Genomic DNA, 16933 nt, shown 5'->3' with positions numbered 1-16933 from the left:
GGCGGCCTGCGCCTTTTCGGCGCCTTATCCTGATGGTCTGGCCGCTGAGCGCTTTCGCGCGCCGGTTGTGGCGCTTCCTCAACACTTGAGAAGGTCTGCCCCTGTGCGGCGATCCGGCTGCTGTGCTCCCCCAAAAGCCTCCATGAGGGAAACGCTACAGCTTCCATGATTGCGTTCAAGAAAAAAATAGAATGACCGGTATGTTCAAAATTCCCATACAGGGCGCCGCAATCCGCGTTTATGCTGATCCGGTTTGAACTACGAGTTTGCCATATACATATAACATGCGGCGCGCACAGCTTGGCTGTGAGCGCACGTCAGGCTCTCAAACAGTCTGGTTTTCAGACGTCCTGGATGATCCCGCGCGTAATGATCGAGGCGTAGGTCTCGATGGCCACGTCAGGAGATTGATCGGCCGCCCAACGGCGCATCTCAAACGCGGTGTTGAGCGTCGCCATGACCATCTGGGCGGCGATCAAGGGGTCTATCGCCTTGATGGAGCCTTCAGTGATGCCGTCAATCAGCACACCGGCATACCGGCGGGCCATACGGTTGGAGCGTTCGATGACGCCCGCTCGCACATCGGGCGGCAGCGCGTAAAGCGCCGTGGTGCGCAATAAGGGAGACTCGCCGTGAAGCTGCAAATCGAGCAACGACGCCACTGAGGAGCAGAGCTTGGCATGGTGGTCGCCCTCGATCCGCTCCGCCGCGCGCTGCGCCAGCGACACCCGTGCATAGCTCAGATCAAAACAGGCCAGCACCAGATCATCCTTGCTCTGCAAATGATGATAGAAACTGCCCTTGGTGACGGAGAGCTCGGCGGCGATTCGATCGACCGAGGCGCCGCGATATCCCCATTCATTGATGGTGATGGCGGCGGATTTGAGAAAGGCGATATTCATCTCGCCCAGCCCTTCAAGGGTCTCTGGGCGGTCCACCGTCAGCGCAACCGGATCCCAGCGAGGCCCCTTGGCTGACACCCCATAGGCGAGGACTTCGCTGAAACGATGGGCGACGCGTTCGAAATCCCCAAGAGAATAGCGCCGCAGCCAGGCCTGGGCCCAGAACAGGTTTTCCAGCAACACATGAGTTTGCGCCGTGGCGAGCGTCTTGCGAGCGGGTTCATCGCGATCAAAGAAAGTGCGCACCCGGCGAAACAGGGCGATGTATTTGTCGCTCAGTTGCGAACGCAGGGGCTCTTCCAGGCTGCGGATGTGTGAGAGGTTCGCCACCGGCGGCGCATCGCCTGAACGGATCGCCGCGAACAACTCCAGCACCGACCAGACCATGCAATGCAGCTTGTCATAAGGGTCGCGCTCCAGCGCAGCGCGCTCAACGATGTCTGAATAGCGCTGGATTGCGTCCGACAGGATCGCCTCGGCCAGCAAATCCTTGCGCTTGAAGTAATAGGTGATGCTGGTGGTGTTCAGATCGATGGCGTGCGCCACCTTGGTCAGGGTCATGCCCTTGAAGCCAAGCTCGTTCATCAGCTCGGTCGCGGCGGAGACTATCTGGTCGCGCTTGCGATCAAAGCGACTGGCGACGGCTGGGGGAGCGATCTCGTTCATTTCGACAGCTTATAGCGCGTCTCGCGCAAGGTCACCGCTCTAGCCCCCTTCACGTTCAGGCCGGGCGTCGCCGGACCGCCTCAGCCGCCAGGATCCGGCGCACCTCAGCCTTCAGGATCTTGCCGCTGGCGTTGCGCGGCAAGGGCGCGTCATGAACCTGGATAAGCACCGGCGTTTTAAACCCTGCGAGCCGCTCTCGCACGAAAGCCTGAAGCGCCGGCTCGTCTACCGACGCGCCATGCGACAGCGTGATGAGCGCCGCCGGCTCTTCTCCCAAGATCTGGTGCGGGATCGCCGCCACCGCCGCATCTACAACGGCGGGATGCTCATACAAACGGTTCTCCACCTCGACCGGATAAATATTCTCGCCGCCGCGGATGATCACATCCTTGGACCGGTCGACGATGTAGCAGAATCCGTCCTCATCCAGACGCGCGACATCCCCGGTGCGCACCCATCCGTCGATAAAGGTTTCGGCGGTGGCGTCAGGTTTGTTCCAATACCCCGTCACCACCATCGGCCCGCGCGCCCAGAGCTCGCCGACTTCGCCGACTCCAAGCTCGCGAGTCCCATCCAGACTCATGATCTTCAGCTCCGCCACCGCCACGGGCGGGCCGCAACTGTCGGGACGGTTGAGATAATCTTCTCCGTCATGCCGAGTGACGGTGCCGCTGGTCTCCGTCATGCCCCAGCCCGTGCCAGGCTCGCAGCCCAGATCCTCATGAAGCCGACGCACCAGCTCGGGCGCCGCCGGCGCGCCGCCATAGGCCACGCCTTCAAGCGAGGAGAGGTCAAATTCACCACGCTGAGAATGCTCAAGAAGGCTCCAGGCGATGGCGGGCACGCCGCCTGTGTAAGCGATCTTTTCGCGCTCGATGATCCTGAACGCCTCCAGCGGGTCCCATTTGTTCATCAGAACGATTTTATGGCCCACATGAAGGCTCGACAGCATGCGCGCATTGCAAGCGGTCACATGAAAGAGCGGGATCGGCAAGAGCGAGGCGCGCGGTTGCGGCTCGGGAATCGGCTCACCCCGCCGCAGCGCCGCGAACGCCCCGGCATAGGCGGTGGCCAGCACATTGCTCATTGAACTCCGGTGCGTTCCCAGAGCGCCTTTCGGGCGGCCTGTGGTGCCTGAGGTGTAAAACAGGGTCGCCGGATCATCCGCCGCGATGTCCACATCCGGCAGGGATTGATCAGGCAGAGCCGCCCAGTCGTTCGGCGCGCCGATCACGTCTTCAAGGCGATCTGCATCGACAGGGGCGTCCGCGCGGCACACCAGCGCATCCAGAGACAGGCTTGCGTTGGCGAGCACCGCCCAACGCTCAGCATCGCAGATCAGGCTTCGCGCGCCGCTATCATCTAGCGCATAGGCCAGCTCGTCCGCCGTCCACCAGGCGTTCAAGGGCACGATAATGGCGCCGACCGCGGCGGCGGCGAAAAACGCGACCGGAAACTCGGGCAGATTGCGCATGGCGATCGCGACCCGGTCGCCCTTGACCACGCCCCGCGCGCGCAGTGTTTGCGCCAGCACGGCCGCGGCGTTGCAAAACGCGCGGAAACTCACCCGGTCATCATCCAGGACCAGAAATTCGCGGTCGCCATGACCCGCCGCAGCTCTCACCAGGTCAGGCAGGGTTTGCGGGCCGTTCTTCCACACGCGCACCGGCGCGCCATTGATATCACGCACTTCAAATTCGAAAAGAGACCCCGGCTCGCACAAGCGTCGCCGCGCTTCACTCACCGACAGGACCGGCCACGCGGTTCCGCCCATCATCCACCTCCCTTTTTTATTGTATGTATTGTTTTTCTCACGTTATCCGAACCCGCAAGACCCGGCAATCGCCCCCTGTCGGCGGGCAAGTCTTGACCCCCGCGATACAGGCAATAGAAAACCGGGTATGACACTAGTCTGACAGAAGGAAGAGCGACGATGAGCGTGAACACACACATCACCAATGGCGTCCTTGTGGTGGTCTCCGACAACCCGCCCGTGAACGCCCTGTCTCACGCCGTGCGCTCTGGCCTGATGACCGCCATCGAGACCGCGCGAACCGACCCGGCGATCAAAGCCGTGGTGATCGCCTGCAACGGCCGCACCTTCCACGCCGGCGCGGACATCACCGAATTCGGCAAACCGCCGCAAGCGCCTTCGCTGCCTGACCTGATCGAACAGATCGAGGCGCTGGACAAACCCGTGGTCGCCGCGCTGCACGGCACGACCCTTGGCGGCGGGCTGGAAGTGGCGCTTGGCGCGCACTACCGCATCGCCGCGGCGGGATCGAAACTCGGCCTGCCGGAGGTCAAGCTGGGACTTCTGCCCGGCGCTGGCGGCACCCAGCGCCTGCCGCGCCTTGTGGGCGTCGAAGCGGCGCTCGGCATGATCGCCAAGGGCGATCCGATCAGCGCTGAAAAAGCCCAAGGGCTGGGGCTCGTCGACAGACTGGTCGCGCCGGAAGACTTGCGCGAGAGCGCCATCGCCTTTGCGCAAGAGAAAGTCGGCCAGCCGATCCCGCGCACGGGCGCTCGCACAGACAAGCTTTCGACTGACCGGGAAGCATTTGACGCGTTCGCCAAAGCCAATGCCCGTCGCTTCCGGGGCCTTGAAGCGCCGCAGGCCTGCATCGAGGCCGTGAAGGCCGCGACTGAACTGCCGCTGGAAGACGGGCTGAAGACAGAGCGCGCCCTGTTCACCCGGCTGATGACCGGGGACCAGTCCGCCGCCCTGCGCCATTTGTTCTTCGCCGAACGCGCCGCCGCCAAGATCTACGACGTGCCCAAGGACACGCCGCGCATCCCGGTGAAAGCAGTCGGCGTTATCGGCGCCGGCACCATGGGCGGCGGCATCACCATGAACTTCCTGTCCGCCGGCATACCGGTGACCCTGGTGGAACGCGAACAGGACGCGCTGGACCGCGGCGTCGCGATCATTCGCAAAAACTATGAGGCCAACGCCGCCAAGGGGCGACTCACCGAAGCGCAGGTCGAACAGGCCATGGCGCTGCTGACGCCGACGCTGGAGATGGAGGCGCTGTCAGACTGCGATCTCGTCATCGAGGCGGTGTTCGAGCTGATGAAGATCAAGAAAGAAGTCTTCAGCCGCCTTGATTCCATCGTGAAGCCGGGCGCGATCCTCGCCACCAATACGAGCTATCTCAATGTGGACGACATCGCGGCCACGACCGAACGCCCGGAGGCGGTGGTGGGGCTGCATTTCTTCTCGCCCGCCAACATCATGAAGCTTCTGGAGATTGTGCGGGGCGCGAAAACCTCTGACTCCGTGCTTGCCACCGCCATGGATCTGTCGCGCAAGATCGGCAAGGTCGCGGTCGTCTCAGGGGTATGTGACGGATTCATCGGCAATCGCATGCTCGCCCAGCGCCAGGCCGAGGCCAACAGCCTGATCCTGGAAGGCGCCAAGCCCTGGGATGTGGACCGGGTGCTTGTGGAGTTCGGCCTGCCCATGGGCCCCTTCCAGATGGCGGACCTCGCCGGTCTCGACATTGGATGGGATCCGGAAACAACTGCGTCCTCCACCGTACGCGAGATCCTGTGCGAGGAAGGTCGGCGCGGACAAAAAACCCAGGCCGGTTTCTATGATTACGACGCCAACCGCCGCGGCGTTCCCTCCGCCCATGTGGAAGAGGTGATCGCGCAGTTCGCCGAAAAAGCGGGTTATGTCCGCCGCAAGGTCGAAGACCAGGAAATCCTTGAGCGCCTGCTCTACCCGATGGTGAACGAGGGCGCGAAAATTTTGGAAGAAGGGATCGCCCAGCGCGCCTCCGACATCGACGTGGTCTGGGTGTACGGCTATGGCTGGCCCAGCTATCGCGGCGGTCCGATGTTCTGGGCCGACCAGATCGGGGCCAAGACGGTGCTCCAGGGTCTGGAGCGGCATGCCGATCGCCTGGCCGATGGCTTTGAGATCAGCGCGCTCCTGCGTCAGACGGCGGAAACGGGCGGCGCATTCAACTAGCGCCGCCCGCGCGCCTTACGCCACCAGATCCTGCTTGAGCTTGCGCGCGCACAGCACGAAAAAGCCTGCCGCGACAATGTAGATCAGGGCGATGGTGACCATCGAGTATTCCGTGCTCGCCGCGTTCGCCTCGACGCAGAACCCATAAAGCGCATCCGACGCTCCCGCGCTGGCCTCCCCGGCCAGCCGGGCGGCGTTTGCGGCCGTTTGCGCGGCGTCGCACGCCGCCCTGTCCACCGCAAAACCCAGATCCGCCGCACCGCGCATGCGTGTGAACCAGAAGTCACTCACCACGCCGGCGAACAGCGGGCCCAGGCCATAGCCCAGCAAATTCACCACGAACAACAGGATCGCGGTGGCCGTCGCGCGCACCCGCGTGCTCACAACGCCTTGGCCAATCGTGTATTGCGCGGCGAGATAGCCGTATTTGATGAAGCCGCCCAGAGACAGGGTGAGCACGCACAGCCAGGCGATCTCCGTCGTGAAAGCGACCAGATAGAAGGGCACGGACAAGGCCAGACCGCCTGCAGCGAGCCAGGCGATCGCGGCGGCGTTGCGCTTTTGCAGGCGCGTCGCCAGCCACCCCAATGCAAAGGTGCCGATGGCGCTGGCCAGCGCCGCGGGCGCATTGAAGTACACCGCCGCCTGCCCTGTGGTCAGCTCAAAGCTGCGCACCACGTACAGCGTCAGAAAGCTCGAAATGCCGTATCCGCAGAAAGCGGCGACCGTCGCGCCGGCGGTCATGGTCCAGTAGGACGGCTTGGCCAGAAGCTCTTTCATCGCCGCGCCGAAATCGGCTTTCTCAGGACGCGGCGCGTTCGGCGGATCGGTATAGCCACGCGGCGGCTCCTTGATGGTCAGCCACAAAATGGCGCCGATGGCGATTCCCGGCAGACCGAGGATAAAAAAGGCGGCGCGCCAGCCGAACGCATCCGTGACCGGGCCGCCGATCAGGCTGGCGAGCATAGAGCCGAGCGTTACACCCATGGCGTAATAGCCGAGCGCCGAGGAGCGGTTTTCCGGCGCATAATAATCAGCGAGCAAGGAGTTGGCGGGCGGCGTGCAGCCTGCTTCGCCCAGCCCGACGCCGATGCGGAACAGCAAAAGCAGCCAGAACCCGCCGATGACGAAGCCGAAAATCGTCACATCCATGGCCAGGCCGCAGACCGCCGTCATGAGCGACCAGAACGCCACCGAGACTGCAATGATGATGACCCGGTTCTTGCGTTCCGCCAGTCGGGCGATGGGAATGCCCGCCAGCGTGTAGAGCATGGCGAAGCCAAACCCTGTCAGCAGGCCGAAGCCGGTGTCATCGATCCCCAAATCCGCCTTGATCGGCGCTGCGGCGACCGCCAGCAAGCCCCGATCCACAAAATTCAGGATGTAGACCACGAGCAAGGCGTTCAGGACATAAAAGCGATAGCGCGGCGTACCGTAGTTTCGACCCGCCTCACTTACACCGCCGCTAACGGCTTCGCCGTCTGCATCATTCGCCATGTATACCCCCTGTATGCGCTCGTTTTCGTGCGGCGCTTATTTGGTTCATGACCATACCGTAGTTTCTGATCATTCGCGCGCAAGAGCGCCCAAGGGAATTTCAGGCGCAGGTTCGACGATCTGCGGTCCACAACGCCAAGACGCCCTCACAAGAACAACTGAGGCGAAGGCGCGCGCTCGCGACAGCTGACGCCCTCAAGAGCGCCCTTGAGAAAGTCTGCACCTACCAGTCGCATTTCAAAGCGCTTATAAGAGGATGCATGCTGACTCTGACCTGTCTAGGCGGTGCTGGAACCGTCACCGGCTCCAAGCATTTGCTGACCCATGAGGGGCGGCGGATCCTGATTGATTGCGGCCTGTTCCAGGGCTTGAAGAATTTGCGTGAGCTGAACTGGACGCCGCTGCCCATTGATCCGTCCAGTATCGACGCGGTCGTACTCACCCACGCTCATCTGGATCATTGCGGGTATCTGCCGCGCCTGATCGCAGACGGCTTTGAGGGGCCGGTCTTCGCCACACCTGCGACGTGCGACGTCGCCGAACTGATCCTGCGCGATTCCGGTTACCTTCAGGAGAAGGACGCCGAATACGCCAACCGCAAGGGCTTCTCACGACATTCGCCCGCCTTGCCGCTGTATGATCTTGAGCAGGCCGAACACGCGCTCGATCACTTCACCCCGACCGGGTTTGGAGAGGTCACGACCCTGCCGGGCGGCGCAAAGCTCTTGTTTCGCCGCGCGGGCCACATTCTCGGCGCAGCGACGGCCGAAATCGAATGGGGCGGTCGGCGCATCGTGTTTTCAGGGGATCTCGGGCGCTATGGCGACGGCATGATGGTCGACCCGGAACCTGTGGAACGCGCAGACTATGTCGTGATTGAATCCACCTACGGCGATCGCTTGCACACGCCGGGGGATCCGATCGAACAGCTGGGCGAGATCATCGAACGCACCCTGAAGCGTGGCGGCAACGTGTTGATTCCCTCTTTCGCCGTGGGGCGGGCGCAGTTGCTGCTGTATTATCTGTGGCGACTGAAGCAGGCAGGGCGCTTGAAATCAGTTCCCATCTATCTCGACAGCCCGATGGCGATTGACGCGACCGGTCTGCTGCACGCCCATATCGACGATCACCGCCTGGACCGCGACAGCTGCCGGAAAATGTGCGCCATCGCCGAATATACGCGCAGCGTCGACCAGTCGAAGGCCGTCACGGCGAGCCCCTACCCCAAGGTCGTGATTTCTGCGAGCGGCATGGCGACTGGCGGTCGCGTGCTGCATCACCTCAAAGCCCTGGGCGGGGATCATCGCAATACGATTCTCTTCGCCGGTTACCAGGCCGCCGGCACCCGCGGTCGCGCCCTTCTGAACGGCAAGCGCGAGGTGAAAATCCACGGCGAGTGGCTCGCGATCGAGGCCGAGATCGCTGACCTGTCACAGCTCTCAGCCCATGCCGATAGCGATGAACTGATCCGCTGGCTGTCCGGCTTCAAGACCGCGCCCAAAGAGGTGTTCGTCGTGCACGGAGAGCCTGAATCCTCTGACGCGCTTCGCGTACGCATCAAGCGTGAGTTCGGCTGGGACGCCCGAGCGCCGCGGCAAGACCAGGTCTTTGAACTGTAGCCAGTAAACAGGCTGACGTCTCAACGCACAGCCATGGCGGCGTTGGCGATCATGACCGCCAACGCCGCAGTCTTGGCCTCAGGCCGCGGACTTGATCTCGACCAGTTTCAGATCGAAATGCAGGTCTTCGCCCGACAGCGGATGATTGCCGTCAGCGGTGACCGTCTCGGCGCCGACTTCGGTAATGGTGAGATTCACCGTCGAGCCGTCAGGCTGGGCCGCCGTCAGGGTCATGCCCGGCTCGGGCGAATTGTCGCCCGACAATTGTGCGCGCGGGATCTCGACGATCAGGTCTTCGCGGCGCGGACCGAACGCGTCGGCGACGCCGACGGTGACCGATTCTTCGTGACCGACTTCCATGCCGTCGAGAACCGCTTCCACAGCCGGGAAGATCTCGGCGCCGCCAATGGTCAGCGCGGCGGGCTCGTTGTCATCGGTCTTTCCGACGACCCGGCCGTCAGTGGTGCGAACGACGTAATTCACCAGGACGGTGTCGCCCTTTTTTGCTGTCTGCATGATAGAACCCTTTGTGAGGGTGAACAGGACAGACGCATCAGCGAGCTGCGTTACGGGCAGCTGCATGCACGCCTACGGCCTGCTTTGGTCGCAATCTGTGCGCTCAAAGTCAAATCGTGCGGTCAGACCAATACTGACCGCCAGCGGCAGGCTCGATAGAGATTGAATAAAGAATGGCGCTGAGAATTCGGCGCTCGCGCCCCAATAATTCCCAATCAAATTACCCGAAATCTGGGCGCCCTGATCTACCGAGGCTGCACGCTTAGACTCACGCATCGCCCCGTCATTCTTGGAAAATTTCATGCCGTCAAAGAAATCCATTTAAAGCGCCTGAATCTGCGAGCGTTTCCAAACGCGGACGCCCCAACCGCGACCATTCAACAGTTGCCCTGAATTTAGATACGTTGGAGAACACGAGCAATGTTCGACACGTTTTCGACAATCGCCTACGCCATCGCAACCGGGTCCATCGGCTTTGCGCTCGCCATGGCGCTGACCCATTCAGGTCAGCGCGTCGACCGGGTCTTGTTCTTCTGCATGCTTCTGACGGCGCTCTTGGCGCATGTGCTTGGTCAGCTGCTCATTGTGTCGGGCCTGTATCGGCTCGCGCCGCATCTTGTCGGCGCCGACCTTGCGATCAAGACGCTGCTTGGACCAGCGGTCTTCTTCTACACTCGCGCCCTGGTCTCTTCTGACAAACCCGGATTCGGCGGCCTCGACTGGATGGCGCTTGCCGGTCCGGCGCTGGTCATTCTCGCAAGCCTTCCTTTTGCGGGTTTGAGCGCAGAGGAGAAACTCGCGCTTGCGGACCCGGCGACCCGAAATCCCGACCACTACAGGATCGCCATTTTCACCTGCACCGCGTCGCTAGCCATTTTCCTCGCCTCGACCGCGCTCTACCTCGTCGCCGCCTTGAGGCTGCAACGGAAGCACAGGCGGGAAATGATGGCGCAGTTCGCCAATATCGAGCGGCGATCCCTGGATTGGCTTCGCAACATCCTGTTCGTATTCGCCGCGGCCTGGCTGTTTTTCGCCGTCAAGCAAGCTCTGTGGGTGAGCGGCGTCTCGATACCGGCTTTCAACATCACTCTGGCGTTTACAGAATCCCTGGCGATCGCGGCCCTCGCCTATCTGGGCATGCGCCAGCCTGACCTGACGTCTGACCCGGCGCCCAAAGTCATGACGCCGGCCCGACGCCCGATCCTGTCCGAGCAGCGGATGGATCGAACCGCCGCCAAGCTGGTGGACGCGCTCAACACCAACAGGCTCTATGCCGACAGCGACTTGTCGCTTCGCAAGGTTTCCGACATCACGGGCGTCACCAAAAACCACATCTCGGAGACGCTCTCCCAGCATCTGGGCGTCAACTTCTTTGACTTTGTGAACAGCCACCGGACCGCTGAGGCCAAACGGCTGCTGGCGGAGACGGACCTCAGTATTCTTGAGGTCGGACTGGAGGTGGGATTCAACTCCCGCTCAACCTTCAACGCGGCGTTCAAAAAGCATGTGGGCTCACCCCCGAGCACATATCGCACGCACATACGCAACGCCCCTCCAAATGACGCTGCGAAACCCGACAGAGTGAGCGTGACGACGTCCGAATAGCCCCATCCGGACGACGGACGACTGGATCGGCGCCAGTCTCGTCTCGCCGGTGCGCGTTGCCGGCCTGGATCATTCATCGTTCTAAGGGGCCGCTCACGCCATGTCCGCCATAAACCCAGCCGAAAAATCCGCCAGCCGCATGGCCCGATTGGCCGGCTTGTCCTACGCCCTCTACACAGCAGCAGGGCTTTACATCACCTTCGGGCCGATCCCGTCCTTCAGCCGCTTGGCCGATCAGGGGGCGGAGACAGAGACGCTCGGCTTCCTGTTCCGCACAGGACTTCTGGCCGAGGTTCTGCTCTACACCTTCGTCATCGTTTCAGCGGCCGCCATGTATGTCTTGCTGAGATCTGTAAGCCAGGGCGGCGCTTTGATCGCCGCATTCTGCCGCCTCATCGAAGGCGCGATGGGCGCAACCTTCATCATCTTCAAATACGCCGCTTTCGCGGCGGTGATGAACCCGGAACTGACCCCGGCCTTTTCAGGCGAGGAACGGGTTTCACTGATGCTGCTCCTGCGGGACGTCACCAGTTCCGCGCTCTATTTCCTGCTCATTCCGATGGCGTTCGGCGGGGTCATCTTTTTCGCCCTGTTTTTCCGGTCCCGCTATATCCCGCAATGGCTGTCAGGCTGGGGCATGCTCACCTATTTCATCGTCGGAACGCTGGCCGCCTCAATCATGCTGTATCCGTCCCTGGAACAGCATGTCATGCTCTTTTTCCTGCCCGGCGCCCTGTTTGAATGGGTCCTCGCGTTCTGGCTCATCTTTGCTGGCGTCAATACTCAAAGACTGAAGACCCCGTCACCAGCCGCCGACTAGAGTCTGGCTCAGACGCCCTGCCGCAATCCCGGACCATGCCCGCGCTCAGCTTCACTGAGCGCGGGCGCAATCAATCCGGATCGGACAACGTTTCGATTGAACGCTTGCGTCATTGCGGAACGCGATCGGCGAAAGGTTCTAAGATCGCAATCAGACCAGCGTCCGCCATCTGCGGCAGAGCTTGCGGCGGCCCGCCTCTGCAGCGTCAGGCATGCGCGCCCTCTCAAGCCGCTCCGCCTTGCGGATCAGCCGCCCTCAGCGGGCACGAGCAACGCCATTGAAAAGGGAATGGCGGTGAGGGTGGGACGTACCGTCATTTTATTTTCAGCGTCATTATGCATATAGGTAATTGACCAATATGATGAAATGCGGCTCCTTGCGTCACACAATTTGTCACACATGACGCGACACAGAAATGCCCAAGAAGATTCCCAATACCATCGTCCGAAACGGTGTCTACCAGTTCAAGAAACGGATTCCCGAGGCTCTGCGCACGACCCGCGTTTTCGGAGGGAAGCAGTTCATACAGAGATCGCTCGAAACCGGCAGTTATGAGTTGGCGGTGAGGCGCGTGAATGAAGCCTTGAGGGAGTACGACGGCAAAGTCCGACTGGCGGAACTTGAGCTGGCTGGTAGTGGCCCGCGCTCAAATGCTGAAGAGGCCGAATGCTACCGCCCCACGCTGATTGATCAGACCGCCACACTTCCATCGGAGGTCATCGTGTATCGCGCTAGTCGTCACTGGCAAGCGCTGGTCGGTATTGATGCTAAGTATAGGCGAGCCGCTAGCCGCGACCCTGATGGTCTCGGTGGGGAGTGGCTTGAAGAATGGGATGAAAACCGCATCGGCATTGACAACGTTCCAACCTATCTTGCCCTCAAGAAACGCGATTACAGTGCAGTGAAGGAAGATGTTCGGTGGGCTATGAACGTCGAAGGCATTTCCGACCCGGATAGCCACCCTCAGTTCGATGATTTCTGTGAGAAATTCCTAGAAGCGACAATTGACGCCTATGAGGTGATCACAAACTTTCACCAGAAAGGGCGGCTAGAACCTCCGCCCACCCGAGAGTGGCTGCGGGACGCACCTGAAAAGCACCCAATCAGAGAAGCAATGAAGCTTCATGATCTAATGGATCGTTATTCGAAGACGATTGATTTCAGCACGGACTGGGCGAAGAAGCTCAGACTTGCAGTGGACAGCTTTATTGAACTCCACGGAGACCTGCCTGTACAGAAGATCGAGCCTAGGCATGTCCGGGCTTGGGTCGATAGCCTTTTAAAACAGGCGGCTTATCAGGGCCATCGAACAGGTGAGACTGACACAGAAGCCAAACGGAAATTATCACCGGCGACTGTTAGAGACGGTTATCTCGCGGCATTACGTCGATTGCTGGCACATGGGGTCTTCATCGGCGAAATTGAACGAAACCCCGCCGAACGCATCCAAGTCCCTCAACCAAGATCGAGAGGCGTTCGCCCGCGTCGCCCCTTTACTACAGACGAACTCAATGCCCTGTTCAGGCTTCCCGTTTTCACAGGATGCCAGAGTACAAAAAGAATAAATCAACCCGGATTGGTTCTACTTGATGACCATAGATATTGGGCACCAATTATCGCGCTTTACACTGGCGCTCGGGCTTCTGAAATTGCTCAGCTAACACTGGATCGCGTCAAGGAAAGCAGCGAGTATCCACACCTTCGGATTGATCTCGACCCTGCCGATGCTAACAGCTCTCTGAAGACAGTTGCAGCTCACAGGCTGGTTCCAATTCATCCGGACCTGCTCGAGCTAGGCTTTGACGACTATGTGAAACGGATCAGAAAGAAAGGATCGGCACGCCTATTCCCTGACTGGAAGCGGGCTAGCAATAAGCGGTACTCTGACAGCCGCAGCCAGCGGAACTTCAACGAGAAGCTCTGCACCGCAATCGCTGAGTACCAGCCCGCGCCGAGCTTCCACTCTTTCCGCCACCACATGAAAGGCCTGATGATGCGCTATAGCGTCCCGACACAGGTCCAGAACTTTCTCCTCGGGCACGAGCAGTCCGGAATGGACAAGACATATCTTCATCAACCGGGCATCGAGGAACTAACACCGCACATGCGCGCTCTAAAGTTTGAGGGAATAGACCTTACCCACTTGCTCCCTGAGAGCCGCCAGATAGCGAAGTCTTAGAAAATTCGCGCCTCTATAACCCTGATCGCTTCAACGTAAACCGCTTCCCAAAATGACTATGCCCATAGAAGTCCCGGACTTGGGCGGCATTAAACGCCGCATCTCTGACCTTCGCAGGTCGTCTGAGTTTGATTGCAATGCGCGGCTGAAAGCAGCAATCGAAGCGCTTGAAACGAGCTACGGAGATGAAGGGATCGCGGCTGCGGGAATCCTTCAAAAACAGAATCTCCTAGCTACTACGATTGATGAGCTGGCGATCCGCTATCTGCTTCCTCTGCGCCTTCACTCTCGGAAACACGATCCAAACGCGACCGGTTTCAGGAGAAAGCTTCAAAACTCCCGTCCGTCATGGCGTACACTCGCCTTCAGTATTCCTAAGAAGTCCAGTCAACCCGGACCGGATAAGCAGGCGGCATTAGATCACCCGGAATTCCTGACGAAGCCTGAACATTGCTCGGCGCACGCCTTCACGCTCGCAAATGCGACTATCTCAGAAATCGCGATGGACCTAGCCGAGGCGTATGACGCAGCGCGCAGAACTACCCGCTATTTGAATCAAAGCCGGAGCCTTGAGCTAGACGACATTGTCGTCGCGCTCGGAACCGAATTGCTGAATTTTGCGAAAATATCGCCACCAGAAGGCATCGAGAAACACCGCAAGATCGCAAATGCCTACAGGCGCTTTGAAGAAGTATCGGAAGCGGTGCGCGGGGAGGCTCTAGTTATAGAAGGAAGGAAGGCATTTGAATCAGAAGAAGAAGAGAAACATGAAACGGATGTCAGAGAGATTGTAGGGGTAAACGATAAGACCGTTTCTACTACACAGATCAGGCAGTTTATTCGGACACTAGGAAATCTTCCTGCCTATGGAACATGGGACAGGAGTGAACTTCCATCTCGGACTATAGCAATGGCAAGAGCGGTTCAGGGCCTAGGGTTCGAAGGTATCACTTTCACCCTGAACCTACACGCGGTGAACTTTGGACGGTTCCTAGGGGCATCACGCAAGACCCACTCGGCCATTCAAGATCAGCTCTATAAGAGCCTCAAGAAGGCCTTCGGTCATCCGGTGGAATTCTACTTCGTGCTGGAACAGGGCGTAGACGAATCCCCTCACCTCCACGGCGCTATCGCACTGGCCCCGGTCAAGGCAAACATCGAAGCGGTGAAAGCGTGCCTCAAGAAACTTGGACGCGCCAACCAGAAACGCAGGGCACCGGAACGCCTCGTGAAGGTTGATCCGCTCTACACTCCGGGGCGTTGGGGTGGATACGCGGTCAAGGCATCGAACGTGAGCGCGATCCGGTCTGGCGTTCAGAATACCCTCTGCGCCACGCAGGGCCTGAAGCGACAGGCCAAGGTCGAATGGGAATTGATGAGAGCCGAGCAACGCGACGCAAAGAAGGTGCTTCGCGAGACCCGGACGGCGGCATAGCCGCCAATCGCTCTCAGAAGCTCACTGGCGCGCGTTTGAGGGTCAGGCTAGGCACACCTACCTGAAAAGCTGTATCGAGCTGTACGAGCGCCATAGAGCGATTTACGAAGAGCAGAATCCTTACGTTTCCCGCGAGACCCCCTACTCATCCTGAATACACTCTCCTTCATGACGCGATTTAAAGCGTCCAGATCAACAGATGAAGGAGAAACCATGAATAAGACTGGCCCCGGACGCCCCCAGACCTCTGTGAACACTGGATCGAGCTATGCGCTTGCGGAGTGGATGAACGAAAACCTCAACGAGCTGTCCGGCATGACCAACTCCGAGATTGCTTCTAAACTAGGATATGCACGGCCAAACATCTGCGCCATGTGGAAGACTGGAAAGACTCGCGTCGCACTCCACGCTCTGAAGGGCATCGCCCGGCTTACGAATACGCCGCTGGAAATGCTCTTCCCCATGTGGGTCGAGCAATACACGCGCGAAAAAGGTGTATCTGCTCAGCCCTACCTCGAAATGCTGTCGCGGATCATTACTCCTGCCGAGTTCAAGCACATTCAGGCGATCCGGGACGCCGGTATGACGTGTGAGCACATGACCGAAGATCAGGAACGTATCATGTCGCTGATGTTGATCGGTCCGGAGGGGCGAGCGAAGCTTTTCGAACCATCTTGATTGGCCCCGCCTACACGCAATAAGCTAGTGCGCATCTACTTTGAGGAGCAAGCAATGAGCAGCAAGCTGAAAATGCATCGCGTGGCCTGGGACGGCCCACAGGATTCGTATGGTAATCCGTCGGAGTATCTCAGCTTGCTGTTCTTTGTCTCGCCAGTGAACGGAACGAACGAGAAGCAATTCATAGTGACTGTAATGACCATTGCAGCCAATGGCGTACCCGCGATCCACCGCCATATCCCGGTTGACGCTTCAAACGCTCACGACGCACTGAAATCCGTGAACGAGAAGATCGAGGCGGAATACAAGATTCCCAAAAACGGATTCCAACACATTGAGCCGCTTCAGAACCTCACTGATTGAGCGCCTCGCCTGCCCCTGAAGGTCCCAAGAAGCGATACAGCGTCGCCCGCGACACCCCTAGCTGCTGTGCGATCTGAGGCATGGAGTGCTTACCACTCGCTCTCATAGCTCGCGCCATCTCAACCTGAGCTTCAGTCAAAGCCGTTGGACGGCCAAGTTTGCGCCCCCTAACCTTGGCAGCCTTCAACCCTGCCTTGGTGCGCTCCCTTATCATCTCGCGTTCAAACTCTGCGAGCGCTCCGAAGATGTGGAAAACAAGCTTTCCACCCGGTGATGTCGTATCAATCCCCTCGGTTAGCGAAATAAAACCTATCCCGCGCTCCTGAAGGCCTTCTACCGTTTCAATCAATTGACGAAGTGAACGCGCAAGACGGTCCAGCTTCCACACAACCAGCACGTCTCCGGGCCTGAGATATTCGATTGCCTTCTGAAGTTCCGGACGCTCCCGCTGTGCTCCAGAGGCCTTCTCTTCGAAAATCCGCTCACACCCGGATTCAGTCAGTGCATCTGTTTGAAGGTGCGCTTCCTGATCCCGCGTACTTACCCGTGCGTATCCAATTTTCATCACGAACTCCGTCTCAGAAACCCATACCCATAATATTGAGACGGCATTGAGTTTCAAGACTATTTTTGAGACGTATTTTAGTTAGTCAGAAGTTCACCGTAAGTTGCTCGGA

14 protein-coding genes are annotated in these 16933 nt (G+C 59.6%); 8 read left to right on the top strand and 6 right to left on the bottom strand.

Going from position 1 to position 16933, the window contains the following annotated elements; translation table 11 throughout:
• Positions 1-341: 341 nt before the first annotated feature.
• On the bottom strand, positions 342-1568 hold the full coding sequence (locus ACTIGF_RS07380; protein ID WP_439636242.1) for a TetR/AcrR family transcriptional regulator: 1227 nt from the start codon (positions 1566-1568) through the stop codon (positions 342-344).
• Between the two features lie 55 nt (positions 1569-1623).
• Positions 1624-3342, bottom strand: coding sequence for a class I adenylate-forming enzyme family protein (locus tag ACTIGF_RS07375; RefSeq protein ID WP_439636241.1), 1719 nt, complete (start codon positions 3340-3342; stop codon positions 1624-1626).
• Positions 3343-3501: 159 nt separating this feature from the next.
• Between ACTIGF_RS07375 and ACTIGF_RS07370 the strand changes: the two genes are divergently transcribed.
• Complete coding sequence (locus ACTIGF_RS07370; RefSeq protein ID WP_439636240.1) at positions 3502-5544, top strand: 3-hydroxyacyl-CoA dehydrogenase NAD-binding domain-containing protein; 2043 nt, start codon at positions 3502-3504, stop codon at positions 5542-5544.
• Positions 5545-5559: 15 nt separating this feature from the next.
• Here the strand turns inward: ACTIGF_RS07370 and ACTIGF_RS07365 are convergent, their stop codons facing one another.
• Positions 5560-7041 carry a spinster family MFS transporter gene (locus ACTIGF_RS07365; RefSeq protein ID WP_439636239.1) on the bottom strand — a complete coding sequence of 494 codons (1482 nt, stop codon included), beginning with the start codon at positions 7039-7041 and terminating at the stop codon, positions 5560-5562.
• 260 nt (positions 7042-7301) lie between these two features.
• Between ACTIGF_RS07365 and ACTIGF_RS07360 the strand changes: the two genes are divergently transcribed.
• Entirely contained in the window at positions 7302-8660 is a 1359-nt protein-coding gene (locus ACTIGF_RS07360; protein WP_439636238.1) for an MBL fold metallo-hydrolase RNA specificity domain-containing protein, read from the top strand.
• Between the two features lie 78 nt (positions 8661-8738).
• Here ACTIGF_RS07360 and ACTIGF_RS07355 read toward each other — a convergent pair whose 3' ends face one another.
• Together ACTIGF_RS07355 and ACTIGF_RS07350 are read right to left on the bottom strand one after the other, a co-directional pair.
• Positions 8739-9176 carry an FKBP-type peptidyl-prolyl cis-trans isomerase gene (locus tag ACTIGF_RS07355; RefSeq protein ID WP_439636237.1) on the bottom strand — a complete coding sequence of 146 codons (438 nt, stop codon included), beginning with the start codon at positions 9174-9176 and terminating at the stop codon, positions 8739-8741.
• A gap of 72 nt (positions 9177-9248) precedes the next feature.
• Positions 9249-9497 (bottom strand): hypothetical protein, encoded by a 249-nt coding sequence (locus ACTIGF_RS07350; protein WP_439636236.1) that lies wholly within the window; start codon positions 9495-9497, stop codon positions 9249-9251.
• Positions 9498-9596: 99 nt separating this feature from the next.
• Here ACTIGF_RS07350 and ACTIGF_RS07345 point away from each other — a divergent pair, with 99 nt between their 5' ends.
• The 6 genes from ACTIGF_RS07345 (at position 9597) to ACTIGF_RS07320 (ending at position 16256) form a co-directional block, all read left to right on the top strand.
• The gene (locus ACTIGF_RS07345; protein ID WP_439636235.1) at positions 9597-10781 is read left to right on the top strand and encodes a helix-turn-helix domain-containing protein; all 1185 of its coding nucleotides are present in this window, start codon (positions 9597-9599) and stop codon (positions 10779-10781) included.
• 100 nt (positions 10782-10881) lie between these two features.
• Positions 10882-11601 (top strand): DUF4386 domain-containing protein, encoded by a 720-nt coding sequence (locus tag ACTIGF_RS07340; protein WP_439636234.1) that lies wholly within the window; start codon positions 10882-10884, stop codon positions 11599-11601.
• 415 nt (positions 11602-12016) lie between these two features.
• Positions 12017-13780, top strand: a complete 1764-nt coding sequence (locus ACTIGF_RS07335; protein WP_439636233.1) for a tyrosine-type recombinase/integrase — start codon at positions 12017-12019, stop codon at positions 13778-13780.
• A 79-nt stretch (positions 13781-13859) separates the two neighbouring features.
• On the top strand, positions 13860-15215 hold the full coding sequence (locus tag ACTIGF_RS07330) for a hypothetical protein (protein WP_439636232.1): 1356 nt from the start codon (positions 13860-13862) through the stop codon (positions 15213-15215).
• 213 nt (positions 15216-15428) lie between these two features.
• Positions 15429-15893 carry a hypothetical protein gene (locus ACTIGF_RS07325; protein WP_439636231.1) on the top strand — a complete coding sequence of 155 codons (465 nt, stop codon included), beginning with the start codon at positions 15429-15431 and terminating at the stop codon, positions 15891-15893.
• A 54-nt stretch (positions 15894-15947) separates the two neighbouring features.
• Positions 15948-16256 (top strand): hypothetical protein, encoded by a 309-nt coding sequence (locus tag ACTIGF_RS07320; protein ID WP_439636230.1) that lies wholly within the window; start codon positions 15948-15950, stop codon positions 16254-16256.
• Here ACTIGF_RS07320 and ACTIGF_RS07315 read toward each other — a convergent pair.
• Complete coding sequence (locus ACTIGF_RS07315; RefSeq protein WP_439636229.1) at positions 16246-16821, bottom strand: recombinase family protein; 576 nt, start codon at positions 16819-16821, stop codon at positions 16246-16248. The genes ACTIGF_RS07320 and ACTIGF_RS07315 overlap by 11 nt on opposite strands.
• Positions 16822-16933 lie beyond the last annotated feature (112 nt).

Source organism: Oceanicaulis sp. (assembly GCF_051859625.1).
In the GTDB taxonomy this organism is placed as follows: Bacteria; Pseudomonadota; Alphaproteobacteria; order Caulobacterales; family Maricaulaceae; genus Oceanicaulis.
The sequence above is the reverse complement of the archived record's forward strand: the minus strand, read 5'-3'. Positions and strand labels throughout refer to the sequence as shown.

Coding starts and splice junctions, on each gene's coding strand:
- ACTIGF_RS07370 (WP_439636240.1), top strand. CDS start 3,502: ATGAGCGTGAACACACACATCACCAATGGCGTCCTTGTGGTGGTCTCC.
- ACTIGF_RS07320 (WP_439636230.1), top strand. CDS start 15,948: ATGAGCAGCAAGCTGAAAATGCATCGCGTGGCCTGGGACGGCCCACAG.
- ACTIGF_RS07325 (WP_439636231.1), top strand. CDS start 15,429: ATGAATAAGACTGGCCCCGGACGCCCCCAGACCTCTGTGAACACTGGA.
- ACTIGF_RS07345 (WP_439636235.1), top strand. CDS start 9,597: ATGTTCGACACGTTTTCGACAATCGCCTACGCCATCGCAACCGGGTCC.
- ACTIGF_RS07355 (WP_439636237.1), bottom strand. CDS start 9,176: ATGCAGACAGCAAAAAAGGGCGACACCGTCCTGGTGAATTACGTCGTT.
- ACTIGF_RS07380 (WP_439636242.1), bottom strand. CDS start 1,568: ATGAACGAGATCGCTCCCCCAGCCGTCGCCAGTCGCTTTGATCGCAAG.
- ACTIGF_RS07350 (WP_439636236.1), bottom strand. CDS start 9,497: ATGGATTTCTTTGACGGCATGAAATTTTCCAAGAATGACGGGGCGATG.
- ACTIGF_RS07315 (WP_439636229.1), bottom strand. CDS start 16,821: ATGAAAATTGGATACGCACGGGTAAGTACGCGGGATCAGGAAGCGCAC.
- ACTIGF_RS07365 (WP_439636239.1), bottom strand. CDS start 7,041: ATGGCGAATGATGCAGACGGCGAAGCCGTTAGCGGCGGTGTAAGTGAG.
- ACTIGF_RS07360 (WP_439636238.1), top strand. CDS start 7,302: ATGCTGACTCTGACCTGTCTAGGCGGTGCTGGAACCGTCACCGGCTCC.
- ACTIGF_RS07340 (WP_439636234.1), top strand. CDS start 10,882: ATGTCCGCCATAAACCCAGCCGAAAAATCCGCCAGCCGCATGGCCCGA.
- ACTIGF_RS07335 (WP_439636233.1), top strand. CDS start 12,017: ATGCCCAAGAAGATTCCCAATACCATCGTCCGAAACGGTGTCTACCAG.
- ACTIGF_RS07375 (WP_439636241.1), bottom strand. CDS start 3,342: ATGGGCGGAACCGCGTGGCCGGTCCTGTCGGTGAGTGAAGCGCGGCGA.